Source organism: Halobacillus sp. AWH4_228 (assembly GCF_056158365.1).
Window position 1 is genome coordinate 344750 of sequence record NZ_JBSWTE010000001.1, and the last position, 18395, is coordinate 363144.

General features: G+C 48.7%; 16 protein-coding genes. 15 read left to right on the forward strand and 1 reads right to left on the reverse strand.

Annotated features, from left to right (window positions below; genetic code table 11):
* Positions 1-49 precede the first annotated feature (49 nt).
* The 8 genes from ACXADP_RS01845 (at position 50) to ACXADP_RS01880 (ending at position 10054) form a co-directional block, all read left to right on the forward strand.
* The gene (locus tag ACXADP_RS01845) at positions 50-1765 is read left to right on the forward strand and encodes a sensor histidine kinase (RefSeq protein ID WP_474970668.1); all 1716 of its coding nucleotides are present in this window, start codon (positions 50-52) and stop codon (positions 1763-1765) included.
* Positions 1762-3327 (forward strand): response regulator, encoded by a 1566-nt coding sequence (locus ACXADP_RS01850; protein WP_474970669.1) that lies wholly within the window; start codon positions 1762-1764, stop codon positions 3325-3327. The genes ACXADP_RS01845 and ACXADP_RS01850 overlap by 4 nt, the downstream gene beginning before the upstream one ends.
* A 113-nt stretch (positions 3328-3440) precedes the next feature.
* On the forward strand, positions 3441-4742 hold the full coding sequence (locus ACXADP_RS01855) for an extracellular solute-binding protein (protein WP_474970091.1): 1302 nt from the start codon (positions 3441-3443) through the stop codon (positions 4740-4742).
* A gap of 21 nt (positions 4743-4763) precedes the next feature.
* A complete protein-coding gene (locus tag ACXADP_RS01860; protein WP_474970670.1) occupies positions 4764-5651 on the forward strand; it encodes a carbohydrate ABC transporter permease in 888 nt (295 codons plus the stop codon).
* Positions 5648-6478, forward strand: a complete 831-nt coding sequence (locus tag ACXADP_RS01865) for a carbohydrate ABC transporter permease (RefSeq protein ID WP_474970089.1) — start codon at positions 5648-5650, stop codon at positions 6476-6478. Before ACXADP_RS01860 ends, ACXADP_RS01865 begins: the two co-directional genes overlap by 4 nt.
* 4 nt (positions 6479-6482) lie before the next feature.
* A complete protein-coding gene (locus tag ACXADP_RS01870) occupies positions 6483-7763 on the forward strand; it encodes a glycoside hydrolase family 125 protein (protein WP_474970672.1) in 1281 nt (426 codons plus the stop codon).
* Between the two features lie 19 nt (positions 7764-7782).
* Complete coding sequence (locus ACXADP_RS01875; RefSeq protein WP_474970087.1) at positions 7783-9156, forward strand: glycoside hydrolase family 1 protein; 1374 nt, start codon at positions 7783-7785, stop codon at positions 9154-9156.
* Positions 9146-10054, forward strand: a complete 909-nt coding sequence (locus ACXADP_RS01880; protein WP_474970673.1) for an ROK family protein — start codon at positions 9146-9148, stop codon at positions 10052-10054. Before ACXADP_RS01875 ends, ACXADP_RS01880 begins: the two co-directional genes overlap by 11 nt.
* Before the next feature lie 189 nt (positions 10055-10243).
* Here ACXADP_RS01880 and ACXADP_RS01885 read toward each other — a convergent pair whose 3' ends face one another.
* The gene (locus ACXADP_RS01885) at positions 10244-10429 is read right to left on the reverse strand and encodes a hypothetical protein (protein WP_160889037.1); all 186 of its coding nucleotides are present in this window, start codon (positions 10427-10429) and stop codon (positions 10244-10246) included.
* A gap of 385 nt (positions 10430-10814) precedes the next feature.
* Here ACXADP_RS01885 and ACXADP_RS01890 point away from each other — a divergent pair, with 385 nt between their 5' ends.
* The 7 genes from ACXADP_RS01890 to ACXADP_RS01920 all read left to right on the forward strand — a co-directional run bounded on the left by ACXADP_RS01890 (position 10815) and on the right by ACXADP_RS01920 (position 18393).
* The gene (locus tag ACXADP_RS01890) at positions 10815-11873 is read left to right on the forward strand and encodes a TRAP transporter substrate-binding protein (protein WP_474970674.1); all 1059 of its coding nucleotides are present in this window, start codon (positions 10815-10817) and stop codon (positions 11871-11873) included.
* Positions 11874-11949: 76 nt separating this feature from the next.
* Entirely contained in the window at positions 11950-12447 is a 498-nt protein-coding gene (locus ACXADP_RS01895; RefSeq protein ID WP_160837472.1) for a TRAP transporter small permease, read from the forward strand.
* 11 nt (positions 12448-12458) lie between these two features.
* Positions 12459-13736, forward strand: coding sequence for a TRAP transporter large permease (locus ACXADP_RS01900; protein WP_474970675.1), 1278 nt, complete (start codon positions 12459-12461; stop codon positions 13734-13736).
* A gap of 11 nt (positions 13737-13747) precedes the next feature.
* The gene (locus ACXADP_RS01905) at positions 13748-15358 is read left to right on the forward strand and encodes a PucR family transcriptional regulator (RefSeq protein ID WP_474970676.1); all 1611 of its coding nucleotides are present in this window, start codon (positions 13748-13750) and stop codon (positions 15356-15358) included.
* Positions 15359-15449: 91 nt separating this feature from the next.
* A complete protein-coding gene (locus ACXADP_RS01910) occupies positions 15450-16703 on the forward strand; it encodes an allantoate amidohydrolase (protein WP_474970677.1) in 1254 nt (417 codons plus the stop codon).
* Positions 16700-17482: a dihydroorotate dehydrogenase electron transfer subunit gene (locus ACXADP_RS01915; RefSeq protein ID WP_474970678.1), complete on the forward strand. Its 783-nt coding sequence runs from the start codon at positions 16700-16702 to the stop codon at positions 17480-17482. The genes ACXADP_RS01910 and ACXADP_RS01915 overlap by 4 nt, the downstream gene beginning before the upstream one ends.
* The gene (locus tag ACXADP_RS01920) at positions 17479-18393 is read left to right on the forward strand and encodes a dihydroorotate dehydrogenase (RefSeq protein ID WP_474970679.1); all 915 of its coding nucleotides are present in this window, start codon (positions 17479-17481) and stop codon (positions 18391-18393) included. The genes ACXADP_RS01915 and ACXADP_RS01920 overlap by 4 nt, the downstream gene beginning before the upstream one ends.
* Positions 18394-18395 lie beyond the last annotated feature (2 nt).

Genomic DNA, 18395 nt, shown 5'->3' on the forward strand with positions numbered 1-18395 from the left:
TTTTCGACAATTCCTCTAGAATAAGATAAAAAAGTAGGGTTTGATAGACGTGAGACGACTATTCAAGGACAGCCTGCAGGGGAAAATCTTCGTATTCACTTTACTCATCATCTTTGTGCCGTTAACCGCCTTAGGGGTGTTTTTTTACTATCAATCGATGAATCTGACGATCGATAAGCTGAAAGCAGCGGATGAAAACGTCGTCGAGCAGATCGGCTCTAACCTGTCCTTCGTCCTGGAGGATGTTCACGATTTATCGCTGTTCTTCATCCAGAGTGATCAGGGGCAGGATTTACTGTCGAATGAGACGGTGACAACCGCGGAATTGAATGAAAACAAGCGCAGCGTCGAACAGCTTCTGCTTCATTTGATCGGGTCGAAGGACTACATTTTTTCCGTGCAGATTGAAAAAGAGGAAGACGTACTTGTGCATACCGGCCCGCGTACAGCGGCGATGTCGGAAAAGCAGCGTGCGCGCCTGGATGAGTTGAACGGGGCAGGGCTGCTTACGGTCCATGAAGACGCCTCCAGTTTGTCATACTCAAGACTCGTGAAGAATGTGAACAACGTGACGGAACCTCTGGGGTATTTGACGATCACGATTCACAGCAACTATCTGGATCAGCTGTTCCAAAGCAAGGTGACCGGTGATTATGACCGGTATTTCCTTTTACATGGCGGCAAAACCGTCGTTTCCAAGGGAACGCTCTACAACGACCGGGACACGCTTGAAATATTGGAGAATGTAGAGGAGACGGTGCAGTCCAGCGGGACAGAGGTGCGGACGATCGAAAAGGACCGGTACATCCAGTCTACCCGTGCTATTGAAGGGACGTCGCTTGCGGTGGTTCACCTTGTATCCCTCGATGCGTTGATGCAGGACAGCACGATCATTCCGGCGGTCGTCGTTATGGCATTAATTGTAAGCCTTTTCATATGTGCGTTTGTCGCGTATCAGTTTTCGAGATACATCGTGAGACCGATGAAGGAACTGCAGTCCTTGATGAAGCAGGTGGAGCAGCGGGAGTTCAACGTCCGTTATGCACCGAAGGGGTTGAGAGAGATAGATAACCTCGGTGCCGGCTTCAATTCGATGCTCGAGCGCATTACTTTTCTCATCGATATGGTGTACCTCGCTCAAATCAAGAGCAAGGAAGCGGAGCTGAAGGCATTATATGCGCAGATCAATCCTCATTTTCTCTATAATACGCTCGATACGATCTACTGGATGGGCCAGATGGAGAACGCGGTGAAATCCTCGGAAATGGTCCATGCCTTGTCGCGTCTGTTCCGTCTTCTTCTGAAGGATCAAAAAGAGGTGTGGACGGTCGAAGAGGAAGTGAATTATGCAAGGCACTACCTGGACATCCAGAAGGTTAGATTCGAGGATACGATCCAGTTTGAAATTGACGTCGATCCGGATGCTTCGAAGCTGCCGACGGTCAAAATGGTGCTTCAGCCTTTAATTGAAAATGCGATCACCCACGGCATCGAGCCGCAGGGCGAGGGCATCATCCGCATCCGTATCCAGAGGGTGGCGGATGAACTGGAGATGACTGTGGAGGATAACGGCGTCGGAGCCGATCTGGAGGAATTGAAGGAGCTGCTGGAACGGGAGATCAAAGGAAAACGCGGCTTTGCCTTAAAGAATATCCACGAACGGGTGCTCATTCATAGTGGCGGGGACCGCGGGCTTTCTTTTCATAGAAATAGCGAAGGTGGCCTGACGGTCGTAGTGAAACAAAAAGGGGAGGTGGCGGAATGAAGCTGTTGATTGTTGAAGATGAAGCGGTCATCCGGAGAGGGCTGGTCACATCCATGAACTGGGACGAGCTTGGAGTGACCGAAGTGGAAGCCGCAAAAAACGGGCAGGAAGCGTTGGACAGGATGCCTCACTTTCAACCGGATGTGGTCATGACGGACATCCGCATGCCGAAGATGGATGGCTTAACCCTTCTGCAGAAGCTGAAGGAAGACTCCCCCGGCCTTTTTACAATTTTACTGAGCGGCTATCAGGAATTCGACTATGCCCAAAAAGCAATCCGTCTCGGTGTGACGGAATATTTGATCAAACCGATTGATAAAAAGGAAATTGCCGCTGTGATGGCGAGGATTGCCATGCAGAAGAAGGACCGCGAGTCGAAGTCCGAGACGCTGGCGAAAGCGCAGAATCAGGAGCGGACGGAGTGGTTCAACAGCCTGATGAAGGAGGACGGCTTTGTTTCCGACACTCTCTGGCATCGGGCGGGTGAGCTAGGCATCTCCTTCATGGAAGGAAAGCACCGCCTCTTTTTTGTAGAGGTGGATGATTACCCGATCCTAAAAGAAACGTGGAAGGTGGAGGATTTCCAAAGGCTTTATCGTGATGTTCAGCTTTTTCTGGACGAGGAGATGCCGTCAGAGTATACCGTTCAGTTCTGGCCTGTTCATGCATTCCGGTGCGGGGCCATCGTCAGTAGTCATCAGAGCTTGAACTTGAAGCCGCTCCTTCATGCGCTCCGCCACAAAGTGAAGGAAGCTTATCAGGTCAGTATTACCATTGGCATGAGCCGCGAGTTCCAGGATGCCCGGGTGCTTCCTTTTCCGATGCAGGAAGCGAAAGCGGCGCTCTTGCGGAAACGCTATGAAGGAAAAGATACCATCTATATGGCGGCGGGTCAGAGGGAGGAGCTCACGCATGCCGGCGACGGCGCTTCTTTTGATGGTCCTTCGTTTATGAAAGCCATCAACCAAGGAAATACGGGGCACGTGAAAAAAGCGCTCCAGCAACAGTTCCATGCTTTTAAACTTTCGCGCAATCCGCTTCCCGAAGTCCGGACGTGGTGCTTGAAGCTTCTCCTCTACACTAGGGAGGACACCCAGCTCCCGGTGAAAGCAGAGGATCTTTTTACAGCGTTGAACCGTTTTGACAACTTGAAGGATATGGCAGAGCTGATGGTGACCAACTTCGCTGAGCTGTTGAAAGAGGCGGAAGGGTGGCGGGAGAATCACGGCAATGCGCTCGTCTTGCGGACGATTCACTATTTGGAGGCGCATTATGATGAGCCGCTCACACTCGATGAACTAGCGAAGTACTCCTTCGTTTCGCCTTCGCATCTGAGCCGGATGTTTAAAAAGGAGACGGGGACGACGTTTGTGAAGTGGCTGAATGAATACCGGGTGGAGAAGGCAAAGCAGATGTTCAAGGCCTCTCCGGCGCTGCCGATTTACAAGGTGGCCGAGGAAACGGGCTATCCGGATTATAAATATTTTGTGAAGGTCTTTAAAGCAAACGTCGGCCTGACGCCAAAAGAATACAAGGCGAATTTGGAAAGGCATTCGATATGAATGTCTTTTTTTGAACAAAAATGAAGATGAATGCGCAAAATAGGAGGCATTCAGATCAAAATGTAAGCGCTATAATTTGTCTATAATCTTATTTTCCTAAGGGGGATGGAATCATGAAGTCGTTATCTGTTAAAGGTGTTCTTCTCATGATGTTGGTCTTATTGCTGGCTGCGTGTTCACAGGGGGAAGCCGACGGGGAGGGCGGGGGAAGCAGCGCTGTTTCCATGATGCACTATTACAATAAAGAGCTGAATGAACCGGCGCCAACTGCACAGCTGGAGAAGCTGGAGGAATTCAAGGAAGGGAACGGGGACATCACAATTGAAGAGGAAATCCAGTCCCACGATAACTACGAAACGAAAATCAAGACGCTGGCGGCAGGGAACGAACTTCCTGATCTGTTCCTCATTAAGGGTTCGATGACGAAGACCTTCTCAGAAAACGGGCAGATCATCGCGCTCGACGATTTTCTGGAAGGGCGTGAAGATACTTTTGTCGATGGTACGCTGACACCGTTCCAAGTGGAGGACAGCACGTACGGCATTCCGGTATCAGGCGGGGCGACACACTTGATTTACTACAACAAAGATCTGTTTGAGCAGGCCGGTATCGAAGAATTTCCACAGGACTGGGCAGGCTTCATGGAAGCGGTCGACAAGCTGAAGGCAGAAGGCATTACGCCGATTGCTCTCGGAAACAAAGGGAAATGGGTGTTGAATTCCAGCTACCTCAGTACGCTCGGCAGCCGCTACACCGGGACAGACTGGTTCCAGAGCATCTTGAATCATGAAGGTGCGGCCTTTACGGATGATTCGTTCGTCCAGGCGCTGGGAGCGATTGATGAGCTTGCGAAAAACGATGCCTTTAACGACAACATGAACAGCATTGATAACAGTGAACAACAGGCAATGTACATGAACAAGGAAGCGGCGATGTTTATCGAAGGAGACTGGGCTGCGGGTACGATCACAAGCAGTGCCCCTGAGGATGTTCTTGCAGCAACCGAAGTGGCGATCTTCCCAGAGCTTCCGGGTGCGGCTGAGCCGGATACCCTTTCCGGTGGTGGGGGCTGGGCTTATGCGGTCAACGCCAATGTCTCCGATGAGAAGCTGGCGGACATTAAGAAGCTTGTCGAGCATTTAACGAATCAGGAAGCAGGGAAGCTGATTCTCGAAAAAGGACAGATTCCGGCTGTGACGGTTCCTGGAAAAGAAGAGATGGACATTCCGGATATGACGAAGAAGATTTTGAGTGTTGTTGAAAACAATCAGTACGTACCGATTTATGACACGATGCTTGATCCGGCGTTGATCGAAGTGATGAATACCAACCTTCAGAACATGACGATCGGTCAGGTATCACCGGAGGAAGCGGCTGCCAATATTCAGGCGGAGTATGAGAAGGGAAGCCAATAACATTGGGTTGAAGGTGATTGGATGGTAGGTAAAAGCGCAATCAAACCGAGTAACCACAAAATTTATTTTTACCTGCTCCCGGGGCTTGCGATTTATGCCTTCGTTGTCCTCATACCGCTGCTAATGGCTGTACGGTACAGCTTCTACGACTGGTCGGGTGGACCGAACCTGACCTTCGTGGGGCTGGATAACTTCAGGGAGCTGCTGAGGGATCAGGTGTTTTGGACGTCATTTGGAAACAACATATTTATCATTACCATGAGTGTCATCGGGCAGGTGGGCATCGCCTTTTTCATCAGTGTCCTTTTGACACGGTCCTGGGTGAAGTTCAAGCAGTTCCACCGAACGGTCCTGTTCATTCCGAACGTGCTGGCCGCGGTCATCATCGGATTTTTATGGTCGATGGTCTACAACCAGAATTACGGGCTTTTGAACTTTGTCCTAAAGGCGGTCGGGCTGGAAGGCTGGGTGCTGCCTTGGCTGGATGATCCGGATATCGTCATGGGAGCGGTCACGATCCCGCTGATCTGGCAGTTTATCGGCTTCTACATGATCATTTTCATGGCAGCGATGCAGAATATTCCGGATGAGCTCTATGAAGCAGCCGAAATCGACGGAGCTTCCTCGTGGAAGCAGACGTTGTACATTACGCTGCCAATGCTGAAAAACACCTTTAAAGTCGCGATCATGCTTTGTATTGCCGGCAACATGAAAGTGTTCGATCACATCTTCGTCATGACCGGTGGCGGACCTGGAAACAGTTCGACGGTGATGGCGCAGTATGCCTATGATGTATCCTTTGAACGCTTTGAATTAGGGTACGGCAGTGCCGTTTCCATCGGAATGCTGGTCCTCAGTCTACTGCTGATCGGCATCAGTCAATGGATAGGAAGGAGGGGAGAAGAATGAGGGCTTTTGCCTGGATTGGAAAATCGACGTTGAACACTCTGCTTTTCATTTTCTCCCTTTCGGCCATTTTTCCGATTGTCTGGATGATCTATTCATCCTTTAAAACGCAGTCCGAGTTTACGCTGAACATCTTGTCGCTGCCGTCGGAATGGAACTTCTCCAACTACGTGGAGGCGTTCAAAATTGGTCAGCTGCACAACTACTTTTTTAACAGCGTCTACATCAGTTTCATTTCGGTATTCTTAATCATATTTCTCGCGTTCATCATTGGGTACATGCTTGCCCGCTTCGCCTTTCCAGGGAGAACGATCATTTATGTACTCTTTTTGTTCGGGATGCTGATTCCGATTCACGGCCTTCTCGTCCCGATTTTTATTGAGTTTCGAAGCACTGGACTGCTGAACCAGCCGTATACGCTCATTCTTCCGTATGTCGCGTTCGGACTGCCGATTGCAATTTTCTTATTCGAAACGTTCATCAAGCAGATTCCGAAAGAGATCGAAGAGGCGGCAATCATGGACGGCTGTAATACGTTCCAGGTTATTTTCAGAGTCATATTCCCGATGGCCGGTCCGGTCATCGCCACCGCTACGATTTTAAGCTTTTTAACCGCTTGGAATGAATTCCCGTTCGCTCTCGTGCTGATCCAGAGCCCGGAGCTGCGGACACTGCCGGTCGGGCTGACGAATTTCAACGGGCAGTATACCGTGAACTACCCGCAGATGATGGCGGCCATGTCGGTCACTGTGCTCCCTGTCCTGATCGTCTACCTCGCATTCTATAAGAAAATTATTAAAGGCATGACGGCAGGTGCCGTGAAAGGATAAGCAGATGAAATTACCACCAGTTATTTATGATGTAATCGACCAGACCTCTGAACAGCTCAGCCATCGACCTCAATTGCAGCAGCTTTTTCAAAACTGCTTTCCGAACACGCTGGAAACGACGACAAAACTGCTCGATGATGGCACGACCTTCGTTTTTACCGGAGATATCCCGGCCATGTGGCTGAGGGATTCGGCCGAGCAGGTCAGCCCATACCTTCCGTATCTGTCCATCGACAGGGACCTGCGGAGTTTGATTCGAGGATTAATCGACAGGCATTTGTTTTACATTCAGCACGACCCTTACACGAATGCTTTCAATGAGGCGCCCAACCATGCGCACTGGAATGACGACGATAAAGCGGAGATGACCGCCTGGGTGTGGGAGCGTAAGTATGAGCTCGATTCCTTATGCTTCTCCCTGAACCTGATTTATGAATACTGGAAACAGACGAGAGATGATACGATCCTTGGCACATCGTTTCTGCACGCGCTTCATATGGTTGTGACGGTGTGGGAAATCGAACAGGATCATGAAAAGAGATCGAGCTATACATTTGAACGAGACGACTGTCTCGATATTGATACATTGAAAAACAATGGAAGGGGGACGCGGGTTCGCTACACAGGAATGACGTGGTCCGGCTTCCGTCCGAGCGACGATGCGTGCGCGTACGGCTATCACATCCCGGCCAACATGTTCGCTGTTGTCGTCCTTGGAAAAATGGCAGAAATGCTTCGCTACAAGGGCAACCAGCAGAGACTGTTAAGACGCCTGACCAAGCTGCATAAGGAGATCGATCAAGGAATCCAGATTCACGGCACGTACCTGCACCCCGAATTCGGGAAGATTTATGCGTATGAAACAGACGGGTTCGGAAGCTACGCACTCATGGATGATGCGGGCACACCGAGCCTGTTATCGATTCCATATATAGGCTACCGCTCGATGGATGATCCCATTTATCAAAATACGCGCCGCTTTATTTTGAGTAAGGATAATCCCTACTTTTATACAGGAGCGTATGCTGAAGGGCTTGGGAGTCCGCATACCCCGGAAGGATACGTCTGGCATCTCGGAATCTCGATGCAGGCGCTCACGACGAACGACCGGGAGGAGCTGAAGCGCTTGATTGATATGCTCGAGCGGACAGATGCGGGCACCGGCTATATGCATGAAGGCTTCCACACGGATGACCCATCCATGTATACGAGGGAATGGTTCGCCTGGTCCAACAGCATGTGTGCCAGGGCCATCCTTCATGCCCTCGACAACAAAGCCATCTAAAATGAGAGGAGGAACTGAAATGGACTATTCATTTCCGGAAGGATTTCTATGGGGAGCCGCATCCTCCGCCACACAAACGGAGGGGGCTTCACAGGAAGGCGGGAAAGCACAGAACATCTGGGATTACTGGTATACTATCGAACCGGAGAAATTTTTTCACGAGGTCGGTCCAGGCACCGCTTCTGATTTCTATCATCAATTCAAAACGGATGTCCAGCGGATGGCGGACATTGGCATGAACTCCTTCCGCACCTCCCTGTCATGGGCGCGCCTCATTCCGGACGGCCGTAACGTTAATCCGGAAGCGGTCCAGTTTTATCAATCGCTTATTGATGAACTGTTGGAAAAAGGCATCCGGCCGATCATCAACCTCTATCATTTTGATATGCCTCTGCATCTTCAGGAAAAAGGTGGCTGGGAAAGTCGGGAAGTCGTGGAAGCCTACGTTCATTATGCGAAGGAGGCCTTCCGGCTGTTTGGCGGCCAGGTGAAAGACTGGACGACGTTCAACGAACCAATCGTTCCCGTGGAAATGGGCTACCTGAACCATTATCACTACCCATGTGTCGTTGATATGAAGCGGGCGGTCCAAGTCGCTTTTCACTCCATGCTTGCCAGTGCCAAAGCTATTGAACAGTATAGAAAGCTGGGCCACGATGGAAAGATCGGCATCATTTTAAACCTTACACCCTCGTATCCGCGCAGCGATAATGAAGCTGACGAAAAAGCGGCGGAAACAGCGGATCTTTTCTTCAACCGAAGCTTTCTGGATCCTTCAGTGCTCGGCCGTTACCCAGCGGAGCTGACCGCTCTGTTAAACCAGCATCACATGCTTCCCGACTATGTGGAGGGGGATATGGAGACGATCGCTTCTCATACGGTGGACTTTTTAGGTGTGAACTATTATCAGCCGCGCCGTGTACAGGCGAAAGAACACCCGGTATCCAATCCGGCTCTTCCTGAGCATTTCTTCGATCCGTATGTATGGCCGGAGCGCCGGATGAATCCATACAGAGGCTGGGAAATCTATGAAAAGGGACTCTATAATATTGCGTTGAATATCAAAGATCACTACAACAACATCCCGTGGTACGTCGCAGAGAACGGGATGGGGGTTTCAGATGAAGAGCGCTTCATGGATGAGGACGGTATGATTCATGATGATTACCGGATCGAATTTCTCGAAGAGCATTTGAAGTGGCTCCATAAAGGGATCGGGGAGGGATCAAACTGCTATGGTTTCCACATGTGGACATTCATCGATAACTGGTCTTGGCTGAACGCCTATAAAAACCGCTACGGCTTTTACAGGGTGGATGTGGAGACCCAGCAGCGTTCCCTGAAAAAAAGCGGTCACTGGTTCAAGGGAGTGAGCAAGAACAATGGCTTCTAAGCTGCTGGGTGTAGACATCGGCGGAACGTATGTGAAATTTGCTGAGGTGACGATGGACGGAGAAATTCTGAGCCATTGGAAAGAACGGACGCCCTCCTCCTTGAAAGGCTTGTATGCTCTCATCCAGTCGGCTCTCGAAAAATGTTCTGGGGACCTACAAGGCGTAGCCGTCAGCTCCCCCGGATCGGTCACGGAAGAGGGGATTATAGAAGGTTCCAGTGCTGTCCCGTATATCCACGGTCCAAACTTGAAGGAAGATATGGCGCAGATTTTTCAAGGTCCCGTTACGATTGAAAATGACGCCAATTGTGCGGCACTTGCTGAATACTGGTCCGGAGCAGCAGTTGGTATCGGGCACGTTGCGGTTGTCGTACTCGGGACAGGCATCGGCGGTGCGGTTCTTCATCACGGACGCATCCAAAAAGGGGCCCATCTCCACGGTGGGGAGTTCGGCTATATGATCATAAATGGGGAAAATCTCGGGAATGGCCTGAACACCTTCAGTGAGGCCGCTTCGACCTCATCGATGGTCCGGAAGGTGGCAGCGCATCAAGGTGTCGAGACTTCTTCGATCACCGGAGAACAGGTCTTTCAGATGGCGGAAGACGGTGATGCTTTTTGTATGGAAGTCATTGATGAATTTTATACGATGCTTGCTGTAGGAATCCACAACATTCAGTATGCTCATGATCCTGAAGTGATTTTAATTGGAGGCGGCATCAGCGCCCGCCATGATCTAGTGGCGAATGTGGAGGAGAAATTGAGTGGTCTGCGTCATTCGATAGAAGAGGCACAGCTTATTCCGAACCTGAGGATCTGCCGGTACGGGGCCCATGCCAATATCGTTGGAGCGGTCTATCATTTTAAGACACTGGTGGATGGAGCGGATAAGATATAATGAAAAGCAGTCCGATGTGGCTGCTTTTTTATGTGAAAAGGAAGGCTTACTAAGTTATTAATTAAAGACAGTTTAAGTTTATTATAGAATGATCAGCCATACTGCAACACGGCTCTGACCTTTTATGAAAGGGTACACCAAAGATGAAAAACAAAAAAAGAGCCCTCATGGCTCTTCTTATCAAACACATTAAAGCTGTTTTAAACCGAACGTACGAATGAACTCCTGATAGTTCAAGTCGAGTTGATCACAGTAATATTTCACATTTTTGAAGAAGTCGAAGTCGGGATCTGCGGGGTGATCGCGATGCTCTGAATAATAATCAATGAGTTGATAGAGTTCCTGGAAAACTTCTACTTTTGTTAATGGTTCCATATGCATCATTCCTCTGCCTCAAAGTATGAAAAAACTTTTCTAATGATGCATATCAGTATAGCTGTATACCAGTAAAAAAACCATTGTCAGTTTTGACAATGGTTTTTTACCGCTCAAAAGGCCCTATAGACATTTATTCCCATTAAATTTGTCTTACTATCCACTAAGAAAAGTGGTAAAATGCGAATATATCAGAAAAATGTTAATTTTCTTTACATAAAAAGTAAGGTCATTTATCTGCTGGTGGCAGATTGGATCGGCTGCATTATCTTTTTCAATAAAGTTCATCCAAAACTTTTGGTCTAAACAGACAAAGAAAATGTCTGAATATTTTTATAAAATGGACATTAAGCAATTGAATTGAAGAAAAAGGGGCGAATGCTGAGTGTTTAAGAAGAATAATGTGGCGGCGTTGATTTTTTCTGTATTGGTACTCTTGTTTATGGCAGCCTGCAGTGGTGATGGGGAAACACAGGAAGCAAGCGGAGCAGAGGAAGATAGTTATGATCCGATTACGATTACTTTCAGTCATAACCAGCCGGTAGACAGCCCCGAACATAAGGGTGCGGAGAAGTTTAAAGAAGTGGTGGAAGAAGAAACAGATGGCAGGGTGACCGTGGATCTCTATCCTGCGCTGCAGCTTGGAAGCCTGCGTGAGCAGGTGGAAGGGACGCAGATCGGTGAAATTGATATCACGATGCAGCCGACAGCGGTCGTGTCTCCTTTCGTGGATGACATTAAAGCCGTTGACCTTCCTTACCTTTTCCCTACAGAAACAGAGAAAATGTATGAGGTTCTGGATAGTGAAGTAGGAGATGAACTGCTTGGAACATTGAATCAAGGAGGATTCGAAGGGCTTGGCTTCTGGCCCGGCGGCTACAAACTATTCACAACGAATGACGTGGAAATCCACCAGCCTTCCGACTTTGACGGGGTGGCGATGAGAACGATGGAATCCCCGATTCTCCTTGCTCAATATGAAGGATGGGGTGGAAATCCGATTCCGGTTCCATATGCTGAACTGTACAACGCGCTTCAGCAGGGAGTGGTGGATGGTCAGGAAAATCCGCTTCAAACCATTTACTTAAACAACTACCATGAAGTGCAGAACACCATTATTGAAAGCCATCACGGTTTGATGACCTATGTACTTCTGACCAACCAGGCTTGGTTCAATGATTTGCCGTCCTCCGTACAGGAGACCATTGCAGCGGCTGAGGAAGCAGGGCGGACAGCTGCAAGAGATACGCTGGCTGAGACAGAAGATGAGTATCGTCAGAACATCATCGATTCAGACGTCAATTATTATGAGCTTACGGATGAAGAAATAGAGAAATTCCAGGAAGCTTCTCTTCCGATCCATGAAGAGCAGTACAGCACCCCTGAACAGCAGGAACTGCTGCAGAAAATCTATGACAAGATTGATGAAGTGAACAATCAGTAAGAGGTTGTAAGGGGCTGTCCTCACGGGCAGCCCCTTAACGCCATATTCTTACCTTTACCGGGAAGGGGCCGTACATATGAAAGTATTGAAAAAGATAGAGGAGACCGCTATTGCCTTTGGACTGTTGTCCGTGACGATCCTGTTGTTTGTGAACATTATTCTTCGCTACGTCTTTTCTGCCAATACCACGTGGGCGGAGGAATTTATCCGTTATGTCATGATTTGGATTACGTTTATCGGAGCTGCAGTTTGTTTCAGGCGGGGGATGCACGTAGGTGTGGATTTCGTTCTGGATCTGCTGAAGGGAAAGGCGAAGAAGATCCTGGAGCTTTTTATCGCTTTCGCTTCTATCGTCTTCATGGCGCTTTTGATTTGGTTCAGTATGGAATTGGTGGCATTCACAAGACAGACCGGACAGATTACTCCTTCTCTCCAGATTCCGCTCTACTATGTTTACCTCGCCATCCCGGTCGGGGCGGCGCTTTCCTTATTCCATTTGATTGGGAGAGTGGTGGACATCATAAAGGACAGACCATACAAAGAGACAGCTTCAAACGACATTATACATGAATAGGGGCATTGATCATGATTAGCTTATTATTGATATTATTGATGGTTTTCTTATTCTCCAGCACCCCGATTTTCGTAGCTTTGGGGTTGTCGTCGTTCCTTTCCGTGATATTCCTGACAGATATCCAGCCAATGATTTTAATCCAGCGTCTGTTTGGCGGCCTGGATCAATTTGCACTCATGGCTCTTCCCTTCTTTATACTGGCAGCCAACATTATGGACGTGGGCGGCTTATCCAAGCGGATTCTCCGCTGGTCCCGGGCTTGCGTCGGACATATTACCGGAGGGGTCGCTATGACCACACAGGTATCCAGCATGTTCTTTGGAGCTTTGTCCGGATCCAGTCCCGCCACTGTTATTGCGATCGGTAAAATCATGTATCCGGAAATGCTTCGTAAGAAATATGACAAATCCTTCGCCTCCGGACTGCTGGCTTCTTCCGGCGCCGTATCGCTGATTATCCCGCCCAGTATTACGCTCATCATCTTTGGGTCAGTAACCGGGGTTTCAGTGGGAAGCCTATTCATTGCCGGTATCGGGGCAGGCTTGATTTACGGCCTTTCCTCTATTCTCTATATCTATTATTATGCTAAGAAAAACAATCTTCCTAAGGATAAACGGGCGTCCGGAAAGGAGTTCTGGACGGCTACGGTTAAGGCCTTCTGGGCTTTATTGATCCCTGTCATCATACTCGGGGGCATTTACTCCGGAATCTTCACTCCGACAGAAGCCGCAGGGGTATCCGCGGTTTATGCGCTGTTTGTCAGTGTCGTGATATACAGAGAGATGAACTGGAGGAGCTTCTATGAGACTCTGGTGGATTCAGCGATTACAACCGCACAGGTGTTAGTGCTCGTGGCAGCGGCTCAAGTGCTTGGATGGATTTTGACACGCGGAGGTGTGCCGCAGCAGATTGCTGGTTACATCGCAGAAAATATCGATTCCGTCGTTGTTTTCCTTTTGTTGATCAATGTTGTCCTGCTTATCTTAGGGATGTTCATGGAAGGGGTGGCGGCGATTACGATATTAGCTCCGCTTATTTACCCGGCGGCTCTATCCATGGGCGTCGACCCTGTTCATCTGGGTGTGATCATGATTGCCAACCTGGCTGTCGGTATGTATACACCTCCGTTCGGCATCAATATCTTTGTCACGCAGACAATCACGAAATTGAACATGGTCGAAATGATGCCTGGATTGATGCGGTTCTTCGCGGTCAATGTCCTAGCGCTTCTGATCATCACCTATATACCGCAGAGTTCTCTTTTCCTTGTTGATTTAATTCAAAATTAGGTGGGATTTTTATGGCAATCACGATAAGACAGGCATTAAAAATCGGAGGATTGAAACAGTGTACGGTCGCGGCCGGGGAAGGAGGGCTCGACCGTCTGCTTGACTATGTGACTATTATGGAGGTTCCTGATATTGTCCAGTGGCTGAAAGGAAAGGAATTGATGCTGACAAGCCTTTACCCTATCAAAGGGGATGAAGAAGCCATGCACCATTTAGTGAGAGAGCTTCATGAGAAAGGGACCTCCGCTTTGGCGATCAAGCCGCAGCGGTTTATTGATGATATTCCCCAGGTGATTTTAGATGAGGCGGAGAAGTACGATTTCCCTGTGTTGAGAATTCCGGAGCATGTCAGTTATCTTGATATTCTTTCGCCTGTCATGAATGTCATTTTTGATGAAAAGGTGGTCATCCGTGAAGATCTGGAGCTTGCTTACCGCCTCCTGGACGAGATTAAAAACAGCAAGGGAGGAATCAGCCAGATGGCGGAAACGCTCGCCAATCTGATGAAGCATGAAATCAGAATCGACAGCTTCGTCCCATACCTTAAGATTCCTTCTGTCGATAACGGCTTGCAGGGGATGACAAGCAGTCAGAAAGAGGAACTGGCTATCGTGCAGCGCCCGGTTAAAATGCTGAGGTGGAATGAGAGGCGTAAAGTGGAGCAGGAATGCCTGACGGCTCCGATTATCATTGAGGGGCAGGTGGTCGGCGCGATTACGAGTATCGGCGTAGCCTCGGAATTTTTGGAAATGGACTTAGCTATTTTGGAACGGGCGAATACGATTCTTTCCTTGGAATTCATGAGGAAGAAGGCTGCCTATGAACTGGAACAGCAATACAAGAGTCATTTCTTCAAAGACTTATTGTTCTCTAAAATTCAATATGAAGCGGCCATGCACGAGAAAGGCATCATGTACGGATTTGATGTGGATAAACAGTATATTTTTACAACCATCGAGTTCACCAGAAGGGAAAAAGGCATGACGTATGTTTCAGAAATCATGAATCAGTTGGAGCGGGTGTGCGCCCGGATTGATGATGACATCATTATCGGAGCGGTTCAGAACGGCCTTTACCTCCTTTACCCTTCCGCCGGCAAAAAAACAGAAAGAATTGAGGCGGATATGAACGATATTCTAGCTGAGATGCAGAATGGCTCAGCTGGGGAGGTATATATAGGAGTGAGCCGCGCCGCCTCGGATATTGGTGAAATCAGGGATGGGTATGAACAAGCCCGGCAGGCTGTCATGCTCGGGCGCAACCTCTATCAGAATAAGCCGATCATTTACTATGAAGAGCTGGGTTTTTACCGGCTGCTTTCAGAAATTGATAACGTAACGGAAGTCAGTAAGTTTTACAAAGAATCTATCGGCGGTTTAATAGAATACGACAAAACCCATGACCTGGAACTTGTGCATTCCCTGACCACTTATTTTGACCACAATGAATCGTTATCGAAAACGGCAGAGGCTTTATTTATACATATCAACACGCTCAAATATCGCCTTCAGAGGATCAACATGATCACTAATTTGAATGTGAAGAACTCAGAAGATAAATTGAATCTGCATATTGGGTTGAAAATTCACAACTTCACCAAAAATGATTATCGATTTAGATAAAAAAACACATCCCTTTATGTCTTTATCGATAAAGATATCAGCCTCACCTTTTGGGACAATGAAAGAAAGATATATAAAAAGGATGAGGCAGATGGATTCGAAAAGCAGGATTCAGACGACCTTGGACGCTTTTAATTCGATAGGAGCGACCACAGATGGAATGCAGCGCCTGGCTTATACAGAAGAAGAGAGCCAGGTGCACACTGTTTTTTCAGAATTTTGCGTCAAAGAAAATCTACAGGTAAGGACAGATGAGGCAGGAAATGTCATTGCGCGAAGGGAAGGGCGGATGAAAGAAGCCCCTGCTGTAGCTGTTGGTTCACACTTGGATACCGTCTACTCCGGTGGAAAATATGACGGTGCCGGCGGGGTGGCCGCAGGAATTGAGCTCATTCACCGTTTGAATGAAAAAAAGGTGATGACGGATCACCCCATCGAGCTTATTGCGTTTGCCGGAGAGGAATCTTCCCGTTTTGGTCTGGCGACAATCGGCAGTAAAGCAATGACAGGATTACTGAAGGCACAGGATACGAAACAATTCAAAGATAAGGACGGCATCAGTTTGGAAACGGCTATGAACACCGCAGGATTCCCTTCATCCACTCTGGGTCAGGCCGTCCGTGAGAAAAGCGCGTTCCATGCATTTATTGAACTTCACATTGAGCAGGGCCGCGAACTGGAACGGAAGGGAAGAAAAGTCGCCATTGCTACAGGTATTGCAGCTCCTACACGGCTGAAAGTGACAGTGGAAGGGGAAGCCGCCCACTCCGGTACAACCCCTATGGATATCCGCAGAGATGCGTTAACTTCCGCTTCCCGCCTTGTTCTGGATATTGAAGAGGCCGCTGATCAGGAGAAAAAGTACCAAACGGTAGCGACCGTCGGGGTCTTTCATGTTTTTCCTGGAGCTATGAACACCATTCCGGGCCGAGTGGAATTCAATGTCGACATCCGGGGGCTCGATGTTTCATCAAAGCAGCGGATCATCAAGGCGGTGAAGAAGAAAAGCCGCCAGCTGCAGACAGAGAAAGACGTGGAAGTTTCCTTCGATTTGCTTAGGGATGAACAACCGATCCTTTTAGATGAAAACATTCAGCAATTACTGGCGGCGTCGTGCAGAGAGGTAAGTGCCGATCCGCTGTTTCTCCCGAGTGGAGCGGGTCATGACGCGATGAACATGGCTTCCATCTGCCCCACCGGCTTGCTTTTTGTCCCTTCCTACAAAGGGATCAGTCATAATCCAGATGAATATACAGCCGCAGAAGACTTCGTGACAGGGGTGGATGTCCTGGAACAAGCCGTCATGAAGCTTGCCGGCGCAAAAGAGGTGAAAATGAGCGGATGAAACAATACCATGCACCCGTCCTTTCCAATATACAAGTGAGCGAACGATACTGGCACATGACGGTAGATTCGTCAGCCCTGCCGTTTAAGCCGGACCCTGGACAGTTTTTCCATATCCGCTGTGCTGGTACGTACAGTCCTTTCCTCAGACGTCCGTTGAGCATCTATCAAATCCATGAACACACACTGGAGTTTCTCTATGTCGTCAAAGGTAAGGGAACAACGGCGATGACAAGGATTCGAAAGGGAGACACCCTTGATATGATGGGCCCGGTCGGAAAAGGGTTTGAACTTTATAAACAAGCAGAAACGGTCCTTCTCATCGCCAGAGGTGTAGGCATAGCCACCCTTGCAGCGGTAGCTCAGGCTGCCTTCCAGCAGAGAGCCCACTGCGTGGCTGTATTATCCGCCCGGACAGAGGAAGATCTTCTGGCCGCCGAATACTTGGAAGAATTCGGAGCCACAGTTTATAAAGTGACCGATGAAGGCGGAACAAGTGATGTCAATCATGTGAAGCAGCTCATCCAAGAGGATATCCTTCCCCGCTATAAAATAGACAGCCTCTATACGTGTGGATCACGAAGACTATCCAAGCTCGCTCAATCCATTGCTTTTGACCATCAAATCCCTGGTGAGATTGCATTGGAAGAGCATATGGGCTGCGCTATGGGCGCGTGTTTCGCCTGTGTCTGTGATATACAGGAGGGCCGGGAAAGGAAATCCGTTCGTGTCTGTATGGAAGGGCCGGTCTTTCCTCTTGAAAAGGTGGTGATGGAATGATCCAGATGAAAAGCACCGAAGTAAACATAGGGTCTTTAACACTGAAAAGCCCGGTCATGCCGGCTTCAGGAGCATTTGGCTGGGAGATGGAGCAGGTGATTGATTTTAATCAACTGGGAGCGATTGTACCGAAAAGTATTACTAAAAATCCGCAGCCGGGTAACGCCAAGCCAAGAGTCTGTGAAACAGAATCAGGAATGATCAATTCCATCGGCATTCAGAGTAAAGGGCTGGACTATTACTTGAAGCACACCATCCCTTCTTTTGAAAAATATGATTCTCCCGTGATAGCCAGCATTTCTGCGGAATCTATTGAAGAGTTTGCAGAAATGGCTTCCATTTTGGGGAACCATCCAAGCGTAGCGGCGCTGGAGTTGAATATTTCCTGTCCGAACCTTAAAGGGAACGGAACGGCTTTCGGAATGGATGCGGCGGTTACGCGTTCGTTGACAGCGGCAGTTCGGAAGGTGACCAGCAAGCCGTTAATCGCAAAACTGACCCCGAACGTAACGAATATCCAGGACATTGCGTTGGCAGCAGAAGCTGGAGGGGTGGACGGCTTGAATGTTGCCAATACACTGCTGGCAATGTCTATCGACGTAGAGACAAGGAAACCGAGAATCGGCAACGTGATGGGAGGGCTTTCGGGGCCGGCTGTAAAACCGATGATTGTGCGGATGATTTATCAAGTCGCCCAAGTGACCTCCCTGCCGATCATTGGCTGTGGGGGGATCATGACGGGGGAGGACGCCATCGAGATGATGATAGCCGGAGCAACAGCTGTTCAAGTGGGGACGGCGAGCTTTATTCAGCCAACTGCGTTAACCGATATACAAAGAGAGATTGATGATTATATGGACAAGCACAATGTAGATGATATTAAGGAATTGATTGGATCCATCCAAATATGAAG

Coding starts and splice junctions, on each gene's coding strand:
- ACXADP_RS01855 (WP_474970091.1), top strand. CDS start 3,441: ATGAAGTCGTTATCTGTTAAAGGTGTTCTTCTCATGATGTTGGTCTTA.
- ACXADP_RS01885 (WP_160889037.1), bottom strand. CDS start 10,429: ATGGAACCATTAACAAAAGTAGAAGTTTTCCAGGAACTCTATCAACTC.
- ACXADP_RS01870 (WP_474970672.1), top strand. CDS start 6,483: ATGAAATTACCACCAGTTATTTATGATGTAATCGACCAGACCTCTGAA.
- ACXADP_RS01865 (WP_474970089.1), top strand. CDS start 5,648: ATGAGGGCTTTTGCCTGGATTGGAAAATCGACGTTGAACACTCTGCTT.
- ACXADP_RS01880 (WP_474970673.1), top strand. CDS start 9,146: ATGGCTTCTAAGCTGCTGGGTGTAGACATCGGCGGAACGTATGTGAAA.
- ACXADP_RS01860 (WP_474970670.1), top strand. CDS start 4,764: ATGGTAGGTAAAAGCGCAATCAAACCGAGTAACCACAAAATTTATTTT.
- ACXADP_RS01895 (WP_160837472.1), top strand. CDS start 11,950: ATGAAAGTATTGAAAAAGATAGAGGAGACCGCTATTGCCTTTGGACTG.
- ACXADP_RS01915 (WP_474970678.1), top strand. CDS start 16,700: ATGAAACAATACCATGCACCCGTCCTTTCCAATATACAAGTGAGCGAA.
- ACXADP_RS01900 (WP_474970675.1), top strand. CDS start 12,459: ATGATTAGCTTATTATTGATATTATTGATGGTTTTCTTATTCTCCAGC.
- ACXADP_RS01905 (WP_474970676.1), top strand. CDS start 13,748: ATGGCAATCACGATAAGACAGGCATTAAAAATCGGAGGATTGAAACAG.
- ACXADP_RS01850 (WP_474970669.1), top strand. CDS start 1,762: ATGAAGCTGTTGATTGTTGAAGATGAAGCGGTCATCCGGAGAGGGCTG.
- ACXADP_RS01875 (WP_474970087.1), top strand. CDS start 7,783: ATGGACTATTCATTTCCGGAAGGATTTCTATGGGGAGCCGCATCCTCC.
- ACXADP_RS01910 (WP_474970677.1), top strand. CDS start 15,450: ATGGATTCGAAAAGCAGGATTCAGACGACCTTGGACGCTTTTAATTCG.
- ACXADP_RS01920 (WP_474970679.1), top strand. CDS start 17,479: ATGATCCAGATGAAAAGCACCGAAGTAAACATAGGGTCTTTAACACTG.